Annotated in this window: 11 protein-coding genes; 3 read left to right on the top strand and 8 right to left on the bottom strand. The window is 71.3% G+C overall.

Annotation, left to right across the window (positions count from 1 at the left end; all coding sequences use genetic code 11):
- Positions 1-33: 33 nt before the first annotated feature.
- Positions 34-666: a response regulator gene (locus ACIA8L_RS16270; protein WP_395906296.1), complete on the top strand. Its 633-nt coding sequence runs from the start codon at positions 34-36 to the stop codon at positions 664-666.
- Between the two features lie 6 nt (positions 667-672).
- On the opposite strand, the gene ACIA8L_RS16265 is transcribed toward ACIA8L_RS16270, so the two are convergent.
- The gene (locus ACIA8L_RS16265; RefSeq protein WP_395905025.1) at positions 673-972 is read right to left on the bottom strand and encodes a hypothetical protein; all 300 of its coding nucleotides are present in this window, start codon (positions 970-972) and stop codon (positions 673-675) included.
- A gap of 147 nt (positions 973-1,119) precedes the next feature.
- Here ACIA8L_RS16265 and ACIA8L_RS16260 point away from each other — a divergent pair, with 147 nt between their 5' ends.
- Positions 1,120-4,683, top strand: coding sequence for an SCO7613 C-terminal domain-containing membrane protein (locus ACIA8L_RS16260; protein WP_395905023.1), 3,564 nt, complete (start codon positions 1,120-1,122; stop codon positions 4,681-4,683).
- A 49-nt stretch (positions 4,684-4,732) separates the two neighbouring features.
- On the opposite strand, the gene ACIA8L_RS16255 is transcribed toward ACIA8L_RS16260, so the two are convergent.
- The 6 genes from ACIA8L_RS16255 to ACIA8L_RS16230 all read right to left on the bottom strand — a co-directional run bounded on the left by ACIA8L_RS16255 (position 4,733) and on the right by ACIA8L_RS16230 (position 12,757).
- Entirely contained in the window at positions 4,733-5,626 is an 894-nt protein-coding gene (locus tag ACIA8L_RS16255) for a Gfo/Idh/MocA family protein (protein ID WP_395905021.1), read from the bottom strand.
- Between the two features lie 70 nt (positions 5,627-5,696).
- On the bottom strand, positions 5,697-6,686 hold the full coding sequence (locus ACIA8L_RS16250; protein WP_395905019.1) for a 1-acyl-sn-glycerol-3-phosphate acyltransferase: 990 nt from the start codon (positions 6,684-6,686) through the stop codon (positions 5,697-5,699).
- A 15-nt stretch (positions 6,687-6,701) separates the two neighbouring features.
- The gene (locus tag ACIA8L_RS16245) at positions 6,702-7,535 is read right to left on the bottom strand and encodes a patatin-like phospholipase family protein (protein WP_395905017.1); all 834 of its coding nucleotides are present in this window, start codon (positions 7,533-7,535) and stop codon (positions 6,702-6,704) included.
- Complete coding sequence (locus ACIA8L_RS16240) at positions 7,528-9,150, bottom strand: protein kinase (RefSeq protein WP_395905015.1); 1,623 nt, start codon at positions 9,148-9,150, stop codon at positions 7,528-7,530. The genes ACIA8L_RS16245 and ACIA8L_RS16240 overlap by 8 nt, the downstream gene beginning before the upstream one ends.
- Before the next feature lie 200 nt (positions 9,151-9,350).
- Positions 9,351-10,622: a glycosyltransferase family 4 protein gene (locus tag ACIA8L_RS16235; protein ID WP_395905013.1), complete on the bottom strand. Its 1,272-nt coding sequence runs from the start codon at positions 10,620-10,622 to the stop codon at positions 9,351-9,353.
- 206 nt (positions 10,623-10,828) lie between these two features.
- On the bottom strand, positions 10,829-12,757 hold the full coding sequence (locus ACIA8L_RS16230) for an amylo-alpha-1,6-glucosidase (protein WP_395905011.1): 1,929 nt from the start codon (positions 12,755-12,757) through the stop codon (positions 10,829-10,831).
- A 156-nt stretch (positions 12,758-12,913) separates the two neighbouring features.
- Here ACIA8L_RS16230 and ACIA8L_RS16225 point away from each other — a divergent pair, with 156 nt between their 5' ends.
- Positions 12,914-15,568 (top strand): MGH1-like glycoside hydrolase domain-containing protein, encoded by a 2,655-nt coding sequence (locus tag ACIA8L_RS16225; protein ID WP_395905009.1) that lies wholly within the window; start codon positions 12,914-12,916, stop codon positions 15,566-15,568.
- Between the two features lie 121 nt (positions 15,569-15,689).
- On the opposite strand, the gene ACIA8L_RS16220 is transcribed toward ACIA8L_RS16225, so the two are convergent.
- On the bottom strand, positions 15,690-17,903 hold the full coding sequence (locus tag ACIA8L_RS16220) for a DUF262 domain-containing protein (protein WP_395905007.1): 2,214 nt from the start codon (positions 17,901-17,903) through the stop codon (positions 15,690-15,692).
- Positions 17,904-17,972 lie beyond the last annotated feature (69 nt).

The raw sequence follows: 17,972 nt of genomic DNA, 5'->3' as shown, positions 1-17,972 counted from the left end.
GCTTGGGTGGAGAGCGGGGCGAAGTTGCGGGTCATGGTCGTCGATGACCATCCGATGTGGCGCGAGGGGGTCGCGCGGGATCTCGCCGAGGCCGGATACGAGGTGGTGGCCGCGGTCGGTGAGGGCGCGCAGGCGGTGCGGATCGCCCCGTCGGTGCGGCCCGACGTCGTGGTCCTCGACCTGCAGCTGCCGGACTCCTCGGGGGTCGAGGTCATTCAAGGGATTCTCGCGACCTGCCCCGGTGCCCGCATCCTGATGCTGTCGGCCAGCGGTGAGCAGCAGGACGTGCTCGACGCGGTGAAGGCCGGCGCGACCGGCTACCTGGTGAAGTCCGCCGCCCGCGAGGAGTTCCTGGCCGCCGTGCGGCGCACCGCCCAGGGCGACGCCGTGTTCACGCCGGGCCTGGCGGGTCTGGTGCTGGGCGAGTTCCGCCGGCTGGCCAGCGTCACGCGGGCCGAGGACCCGGACGCGCCCCGCCTGACCGAGCGCGAGACCGAAGTGCTGCGCCTGGTCGCGAAGGGCGTGACCTACAAGGAGATCGCCGAACGCCTGGTCCTCTCCCACCGCACCGTGCAGAACCACGTGCAAAACACCCTGGGCAAGTTGCAGCTGCACAGCCGGGTGGACCTGGTCCGCTACGCCATCGAGCGCGGCCTGGACGCGTAGCGCTCCTCAGACCCGCAGGATGTCCAGCAGGTAGTGCCCGAGGACCCGCCCGCGGGTGAGGTCCAGGACCAGCACCAGAAACACCGTCGACTGCTCGCAGTTGACCAGGACGTGCTGCAGGTTGCCCAGCGGCATGTGCCAGGCGTAGGTCACCGTACCCTCGGAAAAGTCGTGCCCTTGCAGGTCGCCTTCCGGAATCTGGTCGAAGTAGGGCCAGAAGTCGAACGGAGGATCGGCGTCGGGCCCGAGCGGGACCGGTTCCGCCTCCATCGTGGCCTTGTACTCGACCTCGCTCAGCAAGCGCATCCGGTCAGCATGCCGTCCCCGGCCCGGAAGACAAAGCGAGGGGTGCGCCACCGCCCCTGGCCCACCGGCCACACGGCCGGATACTCAGACGCGGATTGAGTAGCGAACCCGATTCGCCGCGCGGCGCGGTGCCGCAAGCTGACTGGCATGGTGAGCTATCCGTGTCCGTTCTGCGGCGCGCCGGCCGGGCTGGAGTCCGGCTGCGGCGGCTGCGGGCGGCCGCCCTTCCCCGACGCCGCCGAGGTCGTCCGCCTCAACGGGGAGACCCGGCAGCTGTACTCCGAGGTCGAAGCGGCCCGCACCCGCCTCGGCTCCGCGGTGCTGCGCTACAACGAGGCCGTGTCGAGGCGCAACCTGCTCGCCGCCCGCATCAAGGCGGCGGTCGCCACCGCCGCCACCCGCACCCCAGCGCTCCCTCCCCCGACACCGTCCACCCCCGCACCCGGCCAGGCCGCGATGCCGGTGGCGGTGCCGGTGCCGGCCGTAGCGGTGCCGGTGGCGACGCCGGCCGCGATGCCGGTGGACGGTGGTTTTGAGCGGCGGCCGGAGGCGGAGCCGCGGACCGTGCAGAACCTGCTGTTCATTCTCGGCGGTCTGCTGCTCGGCGCGGCGGCGATCGTGTTCACCGCGGTCGCGTGGGCCAGCTTCGGTGTGCTCGGGCGGGCGGCCATCCTCGCCGTCATCACGCTGCTGACCCTGGCCGTGCCGCCGCTGGTGCAGCGCCGCGGGCTGCGGGCCACGGCGGAGACGTTCGCCGCGCTCGGCATCCTGCTGGTCGCCCTGGACGGATACGCCGCCTGGTACGTCAACCTCGCCGGGCTCGCGGGCGCCACGATCCCCACGACCTACGCGGGCCTCACGTTCACCGTCACCGCCGGTATCGCCGGCGCCTACGCGGCGCTGACCCGGCTGCGGGCCCCCCGCCTGGCCGCCGTCCTCGCGATCCAGCCGGTACTCCCGCTGCTCGCGCTGCACCGCGGTTTCGGCGCGACCGGCTGGGCGCTGGTGTTCGTCGGTGTCGCCGCGATCGGCCTGCTGCTGGCCCGCACCGTGGAGCCGGTCGCCTGGTTCGCCGCCGGCGCCGCCGTGCTCGCCACGCTGCCGCCCGCGCTGCACGCACTGGCCACTGTGGACGGCGTGGCGGCCGCGCTGCGGATCGCGGCCGTCATGGTCCTGCTGGCCGCGCTGGTCGTAGCGGCCGGGGCGATGCACCCGGCCACCACCCACCCGGCGGCCGGAGTCGCGACCGGCATCCTGGCCCTGGCCGGTGCGCGGCTGGTCGCGGAGGTGTTCCCGCAGCAGCGCTACGCGGCGTTCGCCGTGCTGGCGCTGCTGTTCGTGGCCGCGGCGTCCGTGATCCCGGAGCGTTTCCGCCGCGGCACCCGGATCGGCGCGCTGGTGGTGACCGCGGTGTTCGCCGCCCCGTACGTCGCGTTCGCCCTGCTGGCCGCCGTCCGCTCCGCCCTGCACGCTCTGCCGCCGTGGCACCCGGTCCCGGCCGCGGCCGGCCGCCTGTTCAGCTGGCCGGAGCCGGCCGCCCTGACCATCCTGGCCGTGGCCTTTTGGCTGGCTGTGCGCCATCGGGCCGTACCGTGGACGGCACTGCTGCTCCTGACGTTCGCCGCTCCGGCCGCCTTCACCGCGAGCAGCCCGGCCACGGCCGTCATCGCGGACGCCGCCGCCCTGGTGGTCATGGCCGTGGTCGTGGTCCGGCGGCCGGTCGACGCCGCACCGCCAGCCACGGCCGCGGCGTTCGGCCACGGTGCGATCGCGCTCGTGGCCATGCCGCTCGTCGGCGCGCACCTGGCCATCGCCGGCCTGGTCACGCCGGCCGCGACGCTCGTCTCGTATGCCGTGCTCGGCGCGCTGTCGGCGTTGGTCGCGGTCCGGGTGGACGTTCGCGGTGTGAGCCTCCCGGCCGCCGTCGTGGCGCTGCTGTCCCTGCCGGTGCTGGGGGCGGCCGCGTTCCGGCTGCCGTCGCTCGGGACCGCGACCTCCGGCCCGTTGCCGCCCGCCCTCGCCGGCGCGACCGCCGGGCTCGCCCTGGTCGTGACGGCGGCGATCGTCCTGCGCAACCGGGCCTGGAACGTGGGCACCATCGCCACCGCCACGGCCGGTGCCGGCGTGACGATTGCGGCCCTGGCCCAGTCGGCGGCCAACGGCGGGGTCACCTGGTTCGGCCCGTACGGTGCCGCCGTCCTCCTCGCGACCTGGCTCGCGGCCCGCGCCTTCCGCCCACCGGCCGGCCCATCGACGCCGGGCCGTGACTTGTCCGGGTGGCGGGCTGAGGGCAGCGGAGCCGGTACGAGGCACGTCGTCGCCGCGGTCGTCCCGGTGCTGGCCGTGGCGGCGTCGCTGCTGCCGGCGGTGCTCGAGGCGCTGCTGCGGCCGCTGAGCTGGCTCGGGTCGGTCTGGGCGGGGGCGCCGGGCGGGGTCGGGCTGGGGCCGGACGGCACGGCCTGGTGGGAGCGGCAACCGCCGGCGCTCGGGGCTGGGGCCTCGGCCGTGACCCTCGCGGTGCTGGCGGTGCTCGCGGTGCTGGTCGCCGGGCGGTTCGGGTGGTCGCGCTGGACGCTGGCCGCGCCGCCGGTGCTGCTCGGATCGGTGCTCGGGTGCGTGGCGATCGGGGCGCCGTGGCCGGTCGTGCCGGCCGTCACGCTGGCCGGCGGGCTGGTCACCGCGCTCGGGGCCGGGCTGCGCAAGCCGTCGCCGGGCACCGCGGTCGGGGCGGTCACCGGCTGGTTCGGCATCGTTCCCGGGCTGGCGGGGTGCCTGGCCGCGTCCTGGTCGACGATCGCCGGCCTCGGCCTCATCGTCGCGGCCGGGATCGTGGTCGGGATCGCCGGGCGGGCGGTCGCGGCGCGGGTGATCGCCTGGCTGGTCGCGGGGGCCGCCGGCGGGTGGCTGGCGTTCGCGGCCGGGCAGGCGGCGGACCTGCCGCTGCGGACCACGGCGTACCTGGTGCTCGCCGTGGCCGGGCTCGCGCTCGCCGGTGGTCACCTCGTGCGGCGCGGCGCGGCCAACCCCGGCGAACCGTCCCGGCCGGCCGCCATGTCCCGCACGGGCGAGGGGCGGGTGCTCGACGCCGTCGCGCACGCCGTCGCCGTGGTGGCGTTCCTGCTGGCCGTGGCCGATCTCGCGGCCGGGGCCGGTGTCGCGGGGCTCTGGGGTGTCGCGCTCGGGCTCCGGGCCCTGTCCGGGCCGCCGCGCACCGGCTATGCGGTGGGCGCGGTGCTCGCCGAGCTCGTCGCCTACGAGCTGGTGCTGGCGTCGCGGGCGGTGTCGGTGACCGAGGCGTACACGGTGCCGGTCGCGCTGGCCGCGCTCGCCGCCGGATGGTTCGCGGCCCGGCGCAGTGCCACGCTGACCAGCTGGGTGGCGTTCGGGCCGGCGCTGCTGTTCGGCTTCCTGCCGAGTCTGGCTCTGGTCACGGCGCTCGACGGGGAGCCCGTGCGGCGGCTGCTGCTCGGCGCGGCGGCGGTCGCGGTGGTGCTCGCGGGGGCGCGGTTCCGGCTCAAGGCGCCGATCGCGGCCGGCGGCGTCGTGCTCGCGGTGCTCGCCTGGCACGAGGTACTGCTGTTCTGGGACTACCTGCCGCGGTGGGCCCCGCTCGCCCTGGCCGGGGCGCTGCTCGTCGGCTTCGCGGTGACGTACGAGCGGCGGCTCCGCGACCTCGGCCGGATCCGCGCCGCGATGGGGCGGATGCGGTGACGGTTTCCGGAGGGCCCGCGGCAACGCTGTGCGGCGCGCTCCCGCCCGTTCAGACGGGGACGATCGTCGACGTCGTGCGGGCCTGTTCGGCGGCGGCGAGGATGTGGGTCACCCGAGCGCCGAACTTGGCGTCGCAGGCGTGCGGCGTGCCGGTCGCGGCGGCTTCCATCACGGCGTCCACCGCGCTGCCGAAGGCCTCGACCTGGTTGGCGTCCCAGGCCGGAAGGGTCGTCGCGCCGTGCTCGCCGAAGTATGCGAAGCCGAAGCTCGACGCGTCCGGCGCGGCGTCGATCGTCAGGGAGAGGGTGCTGGCCGCGCCGTTCTCGTGACGCAGCAGCAGGTGGGCCGTGTCGCGGGGGCCCTCGGCGGCGGAGAGGTCGATGACGGGGCCGAGCAGTGGGAGTATCACCGAAAGAGCGTGCGGGCCCAAATCCCACAGGCCGCCGTGCTGCTTGCGCCAGGCCGACCCGGCGTATGGGTTGCCGGGCCGGAAGATCGACGTGTACATGGTGCCGTGGGCCGCATACCAGCCGCCGAGCTCGGCGTTCGTGCTCAGGAAACGTTCGATCGACGGGACGAAGCGGTTCGTGAAGAACACGACGGTGGCCACCCCCGCGGCTTCGGCGGCCGCGACCACCTCGTCGGCGGCGGCCGGGGCCAGGGCGACAGGCTTGTCCAGCAGCAGGTGCTTGCCGGCCCGCGCCGCCCGGACCGCGAGGGGCGCCTGCACGTCCGGGGGCAACGCGATCGCGACCGCGTCGACCTCGTTGAACAGCTCATCGACGTCGGCGTAGGCGGGCACGCCGTAGCGCGAGGCCAGGTCCTTGGCCTTGTCGGCGCTGCGCCCCCAGACACCGGCCAGCGTCGCCGACGGGTGCGTCGCGAGGGCCGCCGCCTGCGTGACCGTCGCCCAGTGTCCCGTGCCCAGTACGCCGAATCGCATCGGGCCATTCTCCCCCACGGCCGGTTCGCCCTGATCACCGACCGGGCCGCGGAAACCGGCGGATGCCCGTTCAGGGGTTGTGGTGATCGATCCAGTCGTCGATTCTGGCCCACCACTCGTAGAGCCACTCGACGCGTTCCTCTTCGCCGGCCGGGATTTCGTCCGGTTCGACCGACCACCAGCGCATCGTGATCGTCAGGTCCAGGGGTAGGTGGGACCAGACGTCGCCGACGGTCAGGAGATTGTCCAGGCCGGTGTGGGCCACCCAGATCACGCCGGCCTCGGGGGCGGCGTCCAGGGCGGCCAGGGTGCCGCCGGGGCGGGGGGCCAGGACGTGGCGCATCCGTTCGGCTCGTTCGGCCATTGAGGTCAGGCCCAGGTCGCGCAGGCGTTGGATGGCGCGGACGCGGCGGCTCGGGGTGAAGTTGCCGCCCTCCGGGAAGAGGACGAGGACGTCGTTCTCGTCGAGGCCGGTGGAGAGTTCGCCGATGCGTTCCTCGCTGCCGGCGGCGACGGCCACGAAGTGGTTGGGGAGGCGGTTGAGCAGGACGTCGATCACCGGGTCCCACTGCAGCGTCGCCTTGAGCACGATTCTGGGCTCGCGGTCGAACCAGTTGACCAGGGCGTGGATCAGCAGGAAGGAGTCGCCGGGGCCGGCGTGGCGGGAGAAGACGAGCTCGGGCTGGCCGGGGGCGGCGACGTCGGGGTCGGTGCCGACGACGGCGACCTTGACCCGCAGCGCGAATCGCGCCTGGTGGAAGAGGATCCTCAGGATCGTGCCGATGAAGACGTAGTGCATGCGTTGGAACCGTGGGCCGCGCAGCCGCCAGCCGAAGCCGCTGGCGACCCACAGGGCGAAGAGGACGACCAGCGCCACCGCTTCCATGAGGAGGTATACCGCGATCATCCACGTCACCCGCAGCGCGCGCAGGCGGCCGGAGCCCAGGGGGCTCAGCGCGGCCGCCAGCAGGAGCCAGACCGGCATCGTGACCAGCACCGCGACGATGACGACGAGGGCGACGGGGGTGATGATCAGGCGGCGGATCCAGCGGGGTGGCATCGAAGAAACCAGACCCTAGTCCAGCGCCTCGAGGTAGGCGCAGGTCGCCTCGAAGGCCCGTTCGATGCGGCCGCGGGCCAGCTCGATCTTGCGGTAGGAGAGCGGGGAGTCGTCCTTGGCGGACCCACCGCCGGTGGGCAGGACGTGCACGGTCACGTCGTCCGGGGTTTCCCGCAGCTCGCGGGCGAACCGGTGCCGGCGCGCGACCTCGAAGGCGACCTGGGCGACCTCCCAGGGGCGGCGCGGCGGGCGCAGGGGCCGCTCGACCCGGCCGACCTGCATGACGAACACGGTCCGGGCGCCGAGCGCGACCGCCCGCCCGACGGGCACGGAGTTGACGATGCCACCGTCGATGAAATGCTCCTGCCCCAGGTGTACTGGCGGGAGCAGCCCCGGCACGGCGGAGGATGCGAGCACGGCGTCGATCAGCGGGCCGGACGAGAACCAGTGTTCGGCGGCGCGTTCGATGCTGGCCGCGCAGCACTGGAACGGGACCCGCAGGTCGGCGAACGTGGTGTCCGCGCCCAGGTGCAGTTCCAGCATCCGGCGCAGCGGGGCCGGTGAGTGCAGGTGGGTGTTGCGGGCGAACCGGCCGAGCTGCTTGGGCAGGGAGTCGCCGTAGACGGTGCGGGCCTGCGGCGACGCCCACATCTCGGTGAGCCGCTCGGCGACCCGCTCGTCGGGGGACGCGGCGACGGCGGCGCCGTTGAGCGCCCCGATCGAGGTGCCGATGACGAAGTCGGGGCGGATGCCGTGGTGCAGGACGGCGCGGACCATCCCGACCTCGTACGCGCCGAGCACGCCCCCGCCGCCGAACACGAAGCCGACGGGGCTCTTGACGTCAGGCATGCCGCCGGCGGCGGGTGCGCTGCGCGGGCGGGTTGCCGGACTGCAGGTAGGCCGGCGGGGTCTGGCTGCCCCGGCTCGGGCGGGGGTTCGGGTTGTTCGGGTCGTCCTCGGGCGGCGGGCCTTGGTTGTTCGGGTCGCCGCCGCCTCCGCCGGGGCCCGGCCCCTGCGGCTGGCCGGCCGGCGGGCGGGACGGCTCCGGGGGCGCGTCGACGACCTCGGTGATCGCCGGGAGCTGCTCCTCGGGGCCGCGCTGGGCGACGCGCAGGTTGCAGGCGGTCTCGTTGAGCACGAAGTCGCTCGGGGGCTGGGGGCGCCCGCCGTAGCCCCAGACGCCGAACGTGACCGCCTTGCCGGGCGGGAGCGGGGACTGGCCGGTGACTTTCGGCCCGCCGACGCCGGGGTCGTAGGAGCCGACGCCGTCGACGCGCTCGACCTGCTGGCCGCCTCGGAAGAGGAAGCTCAGATACCAGGGGTCGAGCGTGCGGTTGCCGATGTTGGCAACAGTAACGCGAGCCTCGAAGGCGCGCTCGTGGGCGGGGCTGTACTGCGGGTGGATGTAGAAGTCGACGTTGCACGCCGGCTTGGGCGCCCACGGCTTCCAGATGATCATGCCGGTGGTGGCGCCGGCCACGGCGATGGCGGCGATGACCGCGGTCCAGGTGCGCCGGGCGGCTCGGCTCGGGGGCCGGTGGTGGCTCCCGCCGGCGGCCCGGCGGGTTAAGTCGGCCCGCCGGAACTGCGGGGTGATCTCGTTCGGCGGCGGCGGGTGCACCTCCTGGGTGGCCGAGCCGTCCTCGCCGGGGAGCACGACGTGGATGCCGGTGGCGGCGGCCAGGATGCGGGCCACCTCGGCCGCGGACGGGCGGCTGTCGGGGTCCTTGGCCAGGCAGCGCGTGATGAGCCGGGCCACCTCGGCGGGCATGCCGGGGATGTCGGGCAGCGGGTTGGGCGGCTCGTAGACGTGATTGGCGATCATCTGCGTCGGGGTGTCCGCGTGCCAGGGCAGCCGGTCGGTGAGGCAGCGGTAGGCCAGCAGCCCGACGGTGTAGACGTCGGTGGCGGAGACCACGCCGCCGCCGAGGAGGCGCTCCGGGGCCAGGTAGGCCGGGGTGCCGAAGACGGTGCCGTCGCGCTCGTCGTCGGGGTCGAACGAGCCGGCCAGACCGGCCACGCCGAAGTCCAGGATCTTCGCGCCGGACGCGACGAGCATGACGTTGCTGGGCTTGATGTCGCGGTGCACGACGCCGCTCTCGTGCGCGGCGGCGAGGCCGGCGGCGACCTGGGCGCAGATCTGGGTGGCCCGGCGCCAGGACATCGGGCCGCTGCGCAGCCGCTCGGAGAGCAGCTCGCCCTCGAGGAGCTCCATGACGACGTAGGGGCGGCGGCCGTTGCGCCCGGCGGTGGCGTCCCCGGCCTCGCCGTAGTCGTGCACGGCGGTGATGTTGGGGTGCTGCAGGCGGGCGACGACCTGGGCCTCGGAGCGGATCCGCTCGCGGTTGCCGGGCTTGTTGGCCAGCTCCCCGGCGAGGAGCTTGACCGCCACGTCTCGATCGAGGACGAGATCCCGGGCACGCCAGACGACCGCCATACCGCCACTGCCGACGGGTGCGATCAACCGGTACCTGTTGCCGAGTACCTCGTCGGCGCTGCCGCTCAACCCAGTTGCCGTCCTGATCGATTCCGGTCGTTGTTCCTGGGAAACCGTACCGGGAGCGGAACGGCATGGCGAGACCCAAAATGACGCAGTTCATGACAACACCCCGGCAAATTGCTTCGCCGGGGTGCGCAGAAACCGGATGAATACGGGCGCGGTCCTTACATCGTCAGCAAATTGCCGTCCGGGACGACGATCTGCGGGCGGCCGTTCTCGAGGAATGCGGCGGCCTGCTTCGCCGCGAACCCGGGCGCCTCGCCGATCGCGGTGCCGTAGACGTCGGCGGTGTCGTTGGCGATCGTCGACCAGCCGTAGCGCTCGGACACCATCGACCGGGCCTGCTTGGCGACGCGGCGGGCGAACGGCTCGTCCTCCAGCAGCGTGCCGACCGAGGCGGCGAGCGCGTCGGGGGTCTTGGCCGGGAACGTGACGCCGGTGACGCCGGGCTCGACGATCTCGGCCAGGCCGCCGGTCGCGGCGACCGCGAGCGGCGCGCCGGCGGAGGCGCCCTCGAGGGCGACCATGCCGAACGGCTCGTAGATGCTGGGCACGACGAGCGCGTCGGTGGCGGCCATGAGCGCGGGCAGCTCCCCCTCGCCCATGAACCCGGCGAAGCTGACCGCGCGCTGGAGTTTCAGCCGCCGGACTTCTTCGAGCAGTTCACCCTTATGGGGGCCGTCGCCGGCGATGACGACGCGCAGCCCGTTGTGCCGGGCCCGCAGCTCGGGCAGAGCGTGGATGAGGTCCTGGACGCCTTTCTCGTAGACGAGGCGGCCGGCGTACCCGAGCAGGGGTCCCTCGCCCGCGAATCGGGCCCGGGCCGCGTTGACCGCCCGCGACGGCGCCCGCCACACGCTGGCGTCGACCCCGTTGGCGACGACCGACACCCGGGTGGGCGCGAGGTCGAGCAGGCGGGTCACCTCCCAGCGCATGTACTCGGAGCAGACGATGACCCGGCAGGCCTCGTGCCCGAGCCACCACTCGACGGAGTGGATGCACTTGTTCATCTCGTCGGGCAGCCAGCCCTGGTGCCGGCCGGCCTCGGTGGCGTGGATCGTGGCGACGAGCGGCCGGTCGAGGCTCTCCTTGAGGGTGACCGCCGTGTGCGTGACCAGCCAGTCGTGGGCGTGGATCACGTCGTACTCGCCGGTCGCGGCGGCCCGCAGCGCGGCCCGGGTCAGCGTGTGGTTGAACGCCATCGTCCAGGCCAGCAGCGTCGAAGTGGCCAGGGGGAACAGCGGCGGGTCCTCGGCCGCGCGGACGATCCGCACGCCCTCCGAATACTCCTCCAGGGGTGCGCCGGGCGCGTGCCGCGTCACCACCGTCACCTCGTTGCCGGCCGCCACCAGGGACGTCGCGAGGGCGTGCACGTGCCGCCCGAGCCCGCCGACCACGACCGGCGGATACTCCCACGACAACATCAGAATGCGCATCGGTAGCCGGTTGGCAATCCCGCCGGTCTTGTTCACGTGGCCGCCCCCACAAATGTTTTTGATCAAAACGCTCGCCCATGTACCCACGGCAGCCTGATATACACACGCGCTCTCGCCCCTGCGTGTGAGCTGTTGGGTGGGTTGAGACCTCATCCTGCCCCGCCAGGGTTACCGCGGCGGCAAATCTCATTTCTAGGGTGTAACGGTCAGCCGACATTCCTTCGAACGCGTAGGACCTCCGCGACCGACCAGGCCTGAAATGGGCATCCCGTGGCTCGGTGCGGTGCGTCCCCGTCGGCGGTCTCGCTGACCGAACCTACACCCCATTCCCACAGATGCGCTTCGATACCTTCCAGTAGCACACCGTGATTTTTTGCAGATTCAGCCGAGTGGGCATCGGCGTATGGGCCGATCATCCAGGGCCAGACGGTGCCCTGGTGATAGACGGCGTCCCGCTCGGTCGGCCCGCCCGCGTGGGCGCCGGCATAAGCCGCTTCGCCTACCGCCAAACTGCGTGGCCCCAGGGGTGTGATCAGGGAAGACAGCGCCGGGGGTACTGCCTGTCCGCGCATCGGCCCGCGCGGAAGGCTCCACGCCAGCAGCTGGTTGGGCCGCAGTGCGGGGTCGTCGCCGGCGGGGCCGTCGACCACGTCGTAGAGGGGCCTTGCATCCTGCAGACCGGTTGCGGAGTGCAACGGTCCCCCGATCGGGAAGCGGCGCTCGAAGCTCGCCCGGGCCCGGTCCAGCAGCGCCGGCAGCGCCCCCGAATCCTGTCCGAGGCGCTCCTTCAGGGCGATGATCGCGACCAGCCCGTTGATCCACAACGCGTTCACCTCGACGGGCTTGCCGGCCCGCGGTGTGATCGGGATCTCCCCCACCCGGGCGTCCATCCAGGTGAGCGCGACGCCCGGAGCGCCCTGCGTGATCAGCCCGTCACCGTCGGCCCGGATGCCGTAGCGGGTGCCGCGCAGGTGCGCCGCGACGACCTCGTCGAGCGCGGGCAGGACCTCGGCCGCGAGGTCGTCGTCGCCGGTACCGTCCACATGCCGCTCGATCGCGTGCAGGAACCAGAGCGTGGCGTCGACGGTGTTGTGCTCGGTCTGCCCGGTGTCGGCGGTGTTGGCCAGCATCCCGCCGTCGAGGGTGGCGGCATAGCTCCGCAGCAGCTCCCGGCCCTCGTCGTACCAGCCGGTGGCCAGGAACAGCCCCTCGTAGGCGGTCATGGTGTCGCGCGACCACGCCCCGAACCACGGGTAACCGGCGACGACGTCCGGCGCACCGGCAGTACCCCCGACAACAAAAGCGTCGGCCGCGAGGACCAGGGCGGCGTCCGTCGCGTCGCTGGCGTCGTGGGTCAGGGAACGGTTGCGGCGCCGGGCCCGCTCGACGATCCACTCGGCGCCCCGGGCGTCGTCGCCGGTGCCGGCCCAGGCCTCGACCGCGATCGCCTCGCCCGGCTCGAGGGTCTGCGTGAACCGGCCCGCGCACCACAGGTCCTCCGACGCCGGGAGGCCGCGGTCGGACTCGACACGCGCGTGAGCATCGCGGTACCACTGCGAAATCTGCTCGAAGCCCGGCCCCCGCAGCCGGAAGCTCCCCTCGACCACGGCCCCGGTGCCGTGCGCCTCCACGACCGGCGGCGGGCCCGCGGCGGTGCGTTCCCCGTGCGCGTCCCGCCAGGTCACGAGGGCTTTGAGGGACAGCGTCACCGGGCCCGGCGCGCTGACGACCCGGTGCACGACGCCGAGGTGGGCGCGGCCGTGGACCATCGCCAGCTCGCGCTCGATCACCACCGGGCCGATCCGCCAGCGCCACCGGGGCAGGCCGTCGATCAGGTCGAAGCGTTCGAGCAGGGTGTGGCCCGCCGGGCTGATCGCGCCGCCGGCCCACTCGTGCACCGCGAGCTCGACCTGCGCCCGGGACGGCAGCGTGACGACCGGGTCGAGGGCGGCCAGGGCCAGGTGCCGCCGCGACGGCTGCCCGGGCTCGGCCGCGACGAGCAGCCCGTGGTACCGCCGGGTCCGCAGTCCCGAGACGGTCCCCATGGCGTAACCGCCGGTTCCATCCGGGACGAGCCACTCACGTGCCGCCCCGGCTGACAAATCACCACATACCTGCGCGCCGAACATGACCATGCGCACAATCTTGGTGGCTGCGGGTGGCGGGCAACGAGGGGGTCCCCGCAAAATTATTGATCAAGGAGCATCGTGGTGTAGGAACGAAAGCCGCATATGGGCTCGGGCCCAGCCGGCCTCAACTTGACCGAAACATGAACGACGGAGAATAGCCGCGTGATCGAGGACGATGGGAACGCCGAGCGCCGACGGCTCGCGGAAGCCGACAGCGGGGAGCGCCCATGGCGGGGCTGGGGGCCCTACCTGTCCGAGCGGGCCTGGGGCACGGTCCGCGAGGACTACAGCCCCTACGGCAATGCCTGGGACTACTTCCCGCACGACCAGGCCCGTTCCCGGTGCTACCGGTGGAACGAGGACGGCATGGCCGGGATCTGCGACGACCGGCAGACGTTCGCCTTCGCCCTCGCGCTGTGGAACGGCAAGGACTCGATCCTCAAGGAGCGGATGTTCGGCCTCGGCGGCGACCTCGGCAACCACGGGGAGGACGTCAAGGAGTACTGGTGGTACGTCGACTCCACCCCGACGCACTCGTGGATGACGTGGCGCTACCACTACCCGCAGGAGGCGTTCCCCTACGACGACCTGGTCGCCGAGAACTGCCGGCGCGGGCGTAACGAGCCGGAGTACGAGCTCGCCGACACCGGCATCTTCGCCGAGGACCGCTACTGGGCGGTCGAGGCCGACTACGCCAAGGCCGGCCCGACCGACATGTGCATCCGCATCACGGTGAAGAACATGGGGCCGGACGAGGCGACCCTGGACGTGCTGCCGACCCTGTGGTTCCGCAACACGTGGGCCTGGGGGCTGCCCGGCCGCGACTACCGCCCCGAGATCCGGGCCAAGGACAACGGCCTCCTGGCCGAGCACCGTCTGCTCGGGCGGCTGGCGCTGACCGGTGACGGTACCCCCAGACCGCTCTTCTGCAACAACGAGACCAACGGGCCGCGGATCTGGGGCAAGGAGGGCGAGCCGTACCCGAAGGACGGCATCGGCGACCACATCATCCACGGCACCGACAGCGTCAACCCGGACGCCGTCGGCACCAAGGGCGCCCTGCACTACCGGCTGACCGTCGAGCCCGGCGGCACCCGGGAGATCCGCCTGCGGCTCAACCTGAACGCGCCCGGCGCCAAGGACCTCGCCCCGGCCGACCTGAAGGCCGACTTCGAGTCGACCATGGGCCGCCGCCGGGCCGAGGCCGACGCCTACTTCGACGCCCTCGTCCCCGCGGCCGCCACCGACGAGGAGAAGATGATCGTCCGGCAGGCCGTCGCCGGGCTCATGTGGGGCAAACAGTTCTTCCACTTCGACGTGGCCCGCTGGCTGCAGGGCGACCCGGTGTCGGAGCCGCCCCCGGACAGCCGCCGCTACGGGCGCAACAGCCACTGGTGGCACATGAACAGCTGCGACGTGCTGTCGATGCCGGACCCGTGGGAGTACCCCTGGTATGCCGCTTGGGATCTGGCCTTTCACTGCGTCGCCATCGCGCGCGTCGACCCCGGTTTCGCCAAGGAGCAGCTGCTGTTGCTCCTGCGTGAGTGGTACATGCACCCCAACGGCCAGATCCCCGCCTACGAATGGGCGTTCGGCGACGTCAACCCGCCGGTGCACGCCTGGGCCGCGCTGCGCGTCTTCGTCCTCGACGGCTCCCGCGACTTCGACTTCCTGGCCCGGGTCCTGCACAAGCTGCTGCTCAACTTCACCTGGTGGGTCAACCGCAAGGACGCCGAGGGCAACAACGTCTTCGAGGGCGGCTTCCTCGGCCTGGACAACGTCGGCCCGTTCGACCGCTCGGCCGCGCTGCCCGTCGGCGGCCGCCTCGAGCAGAGCGACGGCACCGCCTGGATGGCGATGTACGCGCTCAACCTCCTCGACATGGCCCTGACCCTGGCCGTGCACGACCGGGTCTACGAGGACATCGCCGCGAAGTTCCTGGAGCACTTCGCCTACATCGCCGACGCCGCCTACGAGTTCGGCCTGTGGGACGAGGAGGAGGCGTTCTTCTACGACGTCCTGCGCACCGCCGACGGCCACCAGATCCCGCTGAAGGTCCGCTCGGTCGTCGGCCTGCTTCCCCTGACCGCGACCACGATCATCAGCTCCTCCACGCTGCGCCGCCTGCCGGACGTGGCCGCCCGGCTGCGCTGGTTCCTGACCAACAAGCCCGAATACGGCGACGTGGTCGGCGCGAAGAAGAGCCGCGGCGGCCAGCAGCTGCGCCTGCTGTCGATGGTCGGCCCGGACCAGCTGATCCGCATCCTGCAGCGGATGCTCGACGAGGACGAGTTCCTCTCACCGTACGGCCTGCGGACGCTTTCCAGAGCCCACAAGGAGGAGCCCTTCACGGTGTACCTCGGCGACCACGCCTACACCGTCGGCTACGAGCCGGGCGAGTCGACCAGCGGCCTGTTCGGCGGCAACTCCAACTGGCGCGGCCCGATCTGGATGCCCGTCAACTACATCCTGATCGAGGCGGTCCGCCGCTTCGCCGAGTTCTTCGGCGACGACCTGCAGGTGGAATACCCGGCGAAGAGCGGCAAGATGGCCACCCTCGCGACGGTCGCCGACGACCTGTCCCACCGCCTGGTCAAACTGTTCCTCAACGACGAGCAGGGCCGCCGCCCGTTCTTCGGCGACGTGGAGCTCTTCCAGCGCGACGGCGAGTGGCACGACCTGCTGCTGTTCTACGAGTACTTCCACGGCGACACCGGCGCCGGCCTGGGCGCCGCCCACCAGACCGGCTGGACCGCCCTGGTCCTCGACCTCATCCTCACGCTGCGCACACCCCCGCCACCCGACGCCCGCCGCTGAGCTGGGCTTTCCCGACATGTCGGGCGCTCCGCGCCGCGACATGTCGGATTTCTACCCTGACCGGGATATCACAACGGCGTGTTCAACTTGGTCGATGCGTTCGGGATCGGCGTCCGGCGGCCTATCGAAGTCGTTGGTTCGAGCTGAGACGACCTTCTGCTTGAGCTCTGTCGCGGACCGCCCTGACGGAGACCAACGAGTTATCCGGCTGACGGACCTGCCAGAAGTCGAGACCGTCGCATTTCTCGGATCCGGTCACCGCTTTACCCGCCTCATCCAGGCTGACAAAGGCATCGCTCGTCGGAAGCCAGATGATCCCATCTCCGTCCACGGTGGCGCGGTAGTCGCTCGTCTGCGCGACGAGCTGAACGCCGTCCGGAAGAATCCCCCGTTTCATCAGTCGGGCGATGACCGTCCGCGAGTTTGGCGTCGGCCGGCGGCGAATACGCTCCGGCAATGCCTCCCGTATTGGGAGATCTTCCGGCTCCGGCTGGGCGACGGGCGGGAAGCCGAGCCGGACCGGGTTCCAGATCGCCCGGCACAACCGCAGGTAGAGTTCAGTCCGGCTCCGGACGACCTGTTGCATCTTCGGGTCCGGGCCGAAGTCATGGAAGTGCCCGCCAAGGTCGTCATCCTTGAGAAAGTCGCGGACGAACGTGTTGTTCCGGCGATGCCCCGCATTCAGGATGGCCGTCAGATTGTTCTGCCGCCCATACCGCTCAACCTTTTCATCGAACCTCATGTCGTTCAGGCTGGCGTTGTCCTTACGATGCAACAGCACGAGCGACCCGATCCTCGAACGGAGGACGGCGAAGTCCGCAGGCTCGGGAATCTCGTCGCGATACCAGTCGGCATGATTCGGCCAGAGGTGCTCGACCTGCCAGGATCGATCCTCGCCCAGATATTCCGCGCTCATGTCGCGCTTGCCGCACCCCTTTTCGACGAAGGACGTGAGGCGGGCGAGCAGGTAACGGACCTGGCCCTTGTTATTGCCGCGAAGACGAAAATTATGTATCGATTCGAAGTCCTCCGCCGGAAGAGCGGCGGCCAATTCATTCGCGACCTGCTGCTCGTTCTCGCACTGGCGAAGCAGGGTGATGAGGCGCCTGAGCTCGGGCTCGAAGTCACGCACGCCGAGAGGCTCGTCGTTGAGCATCCGGGACACATAGAGGCGGTCCAGGTAGTTGGCGACCAAGCGGGCCTTGCGCTTGGCATCTGTGGCGGTGTCGCGCGGCCGCACCGCCGCGAGCACGACATGCAATTGATTGCTCAACCCGTTCACGGAGTTGTAGTAGATGCCTTCTAGATTGTCCTCCAAGTAGGGCTTCGACTGCGCCCTCTTGAACCGGACATAGTGCTCCGACAAGTAGATGAGGTTGTCGACGAAGCTGAAGTAATCGTCGCTCGTCCTGAGACCGAGGCGGGATTCCGCATTCCGGCGGACCCAGATGTTGAGCGCCTCCTCGATCTCGCGGAGGTCGCTACCGCTCTCCTCCCCCATCGACGCATAGTGTGCGATCAGGGCGGCCTTCAGGAACTCCTTTGGGGCGCCAGCGTCCTCCCGGTCAGTTGTGACGCGTGCGAGCATCTTGCGCCAGCGCTCGTTGAGGTCGTCCTGGTGGGCTCCAACCTCCGAAATCAGGAAGCTCTTGACGAGGTCGGCCGATGTGAGGCGAGCCCCGCGATCGTTCATCGACTCGAAGATCTTGAAGCCACTGCCCTTGTTGCCGGCTCTGATGCCGATCAACACGACGTCGCCCAACAGCCAGTCGACAAACGGCGAACACGATTCGGCAGTGAGACTCTGATCGAGCAGTTCTTTGATCAGCTCACTGCGGAAGGACATGTTCCGCACAGAGATCGGCGTGCCCGAGTCGACCTCGAAGCGGACATCCTTGTACAGCCGCCCGAGGAACTCCCGTCGCTCCTCGATGTCGATCCGGAACCGAAGCCGACTGCCCTGAAACTCGCCGATCACCCGGCTCAACTTGTCCACCGCAGTCGACTGCCCATACGACTCGGCGATACGACGCAGGTGCAGGAACAAGAGATGCAGCGTGGTGAACCGCTGCTGTCCATCCACGAGGTACCTGATGCCACGGGCCTCTTCGACGTAGACGAACGGGCCCATGAAAAATCGGTCCGGTTCCGCGCGTTGCCAGCGGCGCCGCCCACCCTGCCAGTCGTCCTCGAAGGCGCCAACGAGGTCGTTCACCAGCGTCCGGACGTCGTCCGCCGACCACGCGTATTCACGCTGGTAGTAGTCGATCCGGTAGAAGGGCTTCTCGAAAAGATCCTTCAAACTGAAGGCTTTGCCGGTGATCGAACCGCCCATGGTGCCTCCAAATCGACCGGCCGCAGGCTGATGGCACAGCGAAGGCCTGTCACCCATCGTCATGGCGTA

The organism is Dactylosporangium sp. NPDC051541, from assembly GCF_044454505.1.
GTDB lineage: Bacteria > Actinomycetota > Actinomycetes > Mycobacteriales > Micromonosporaceae > Dactylosporangium.
This window is presented reverse-complemented; position numbering and strand designations above follow the sequence as displayed.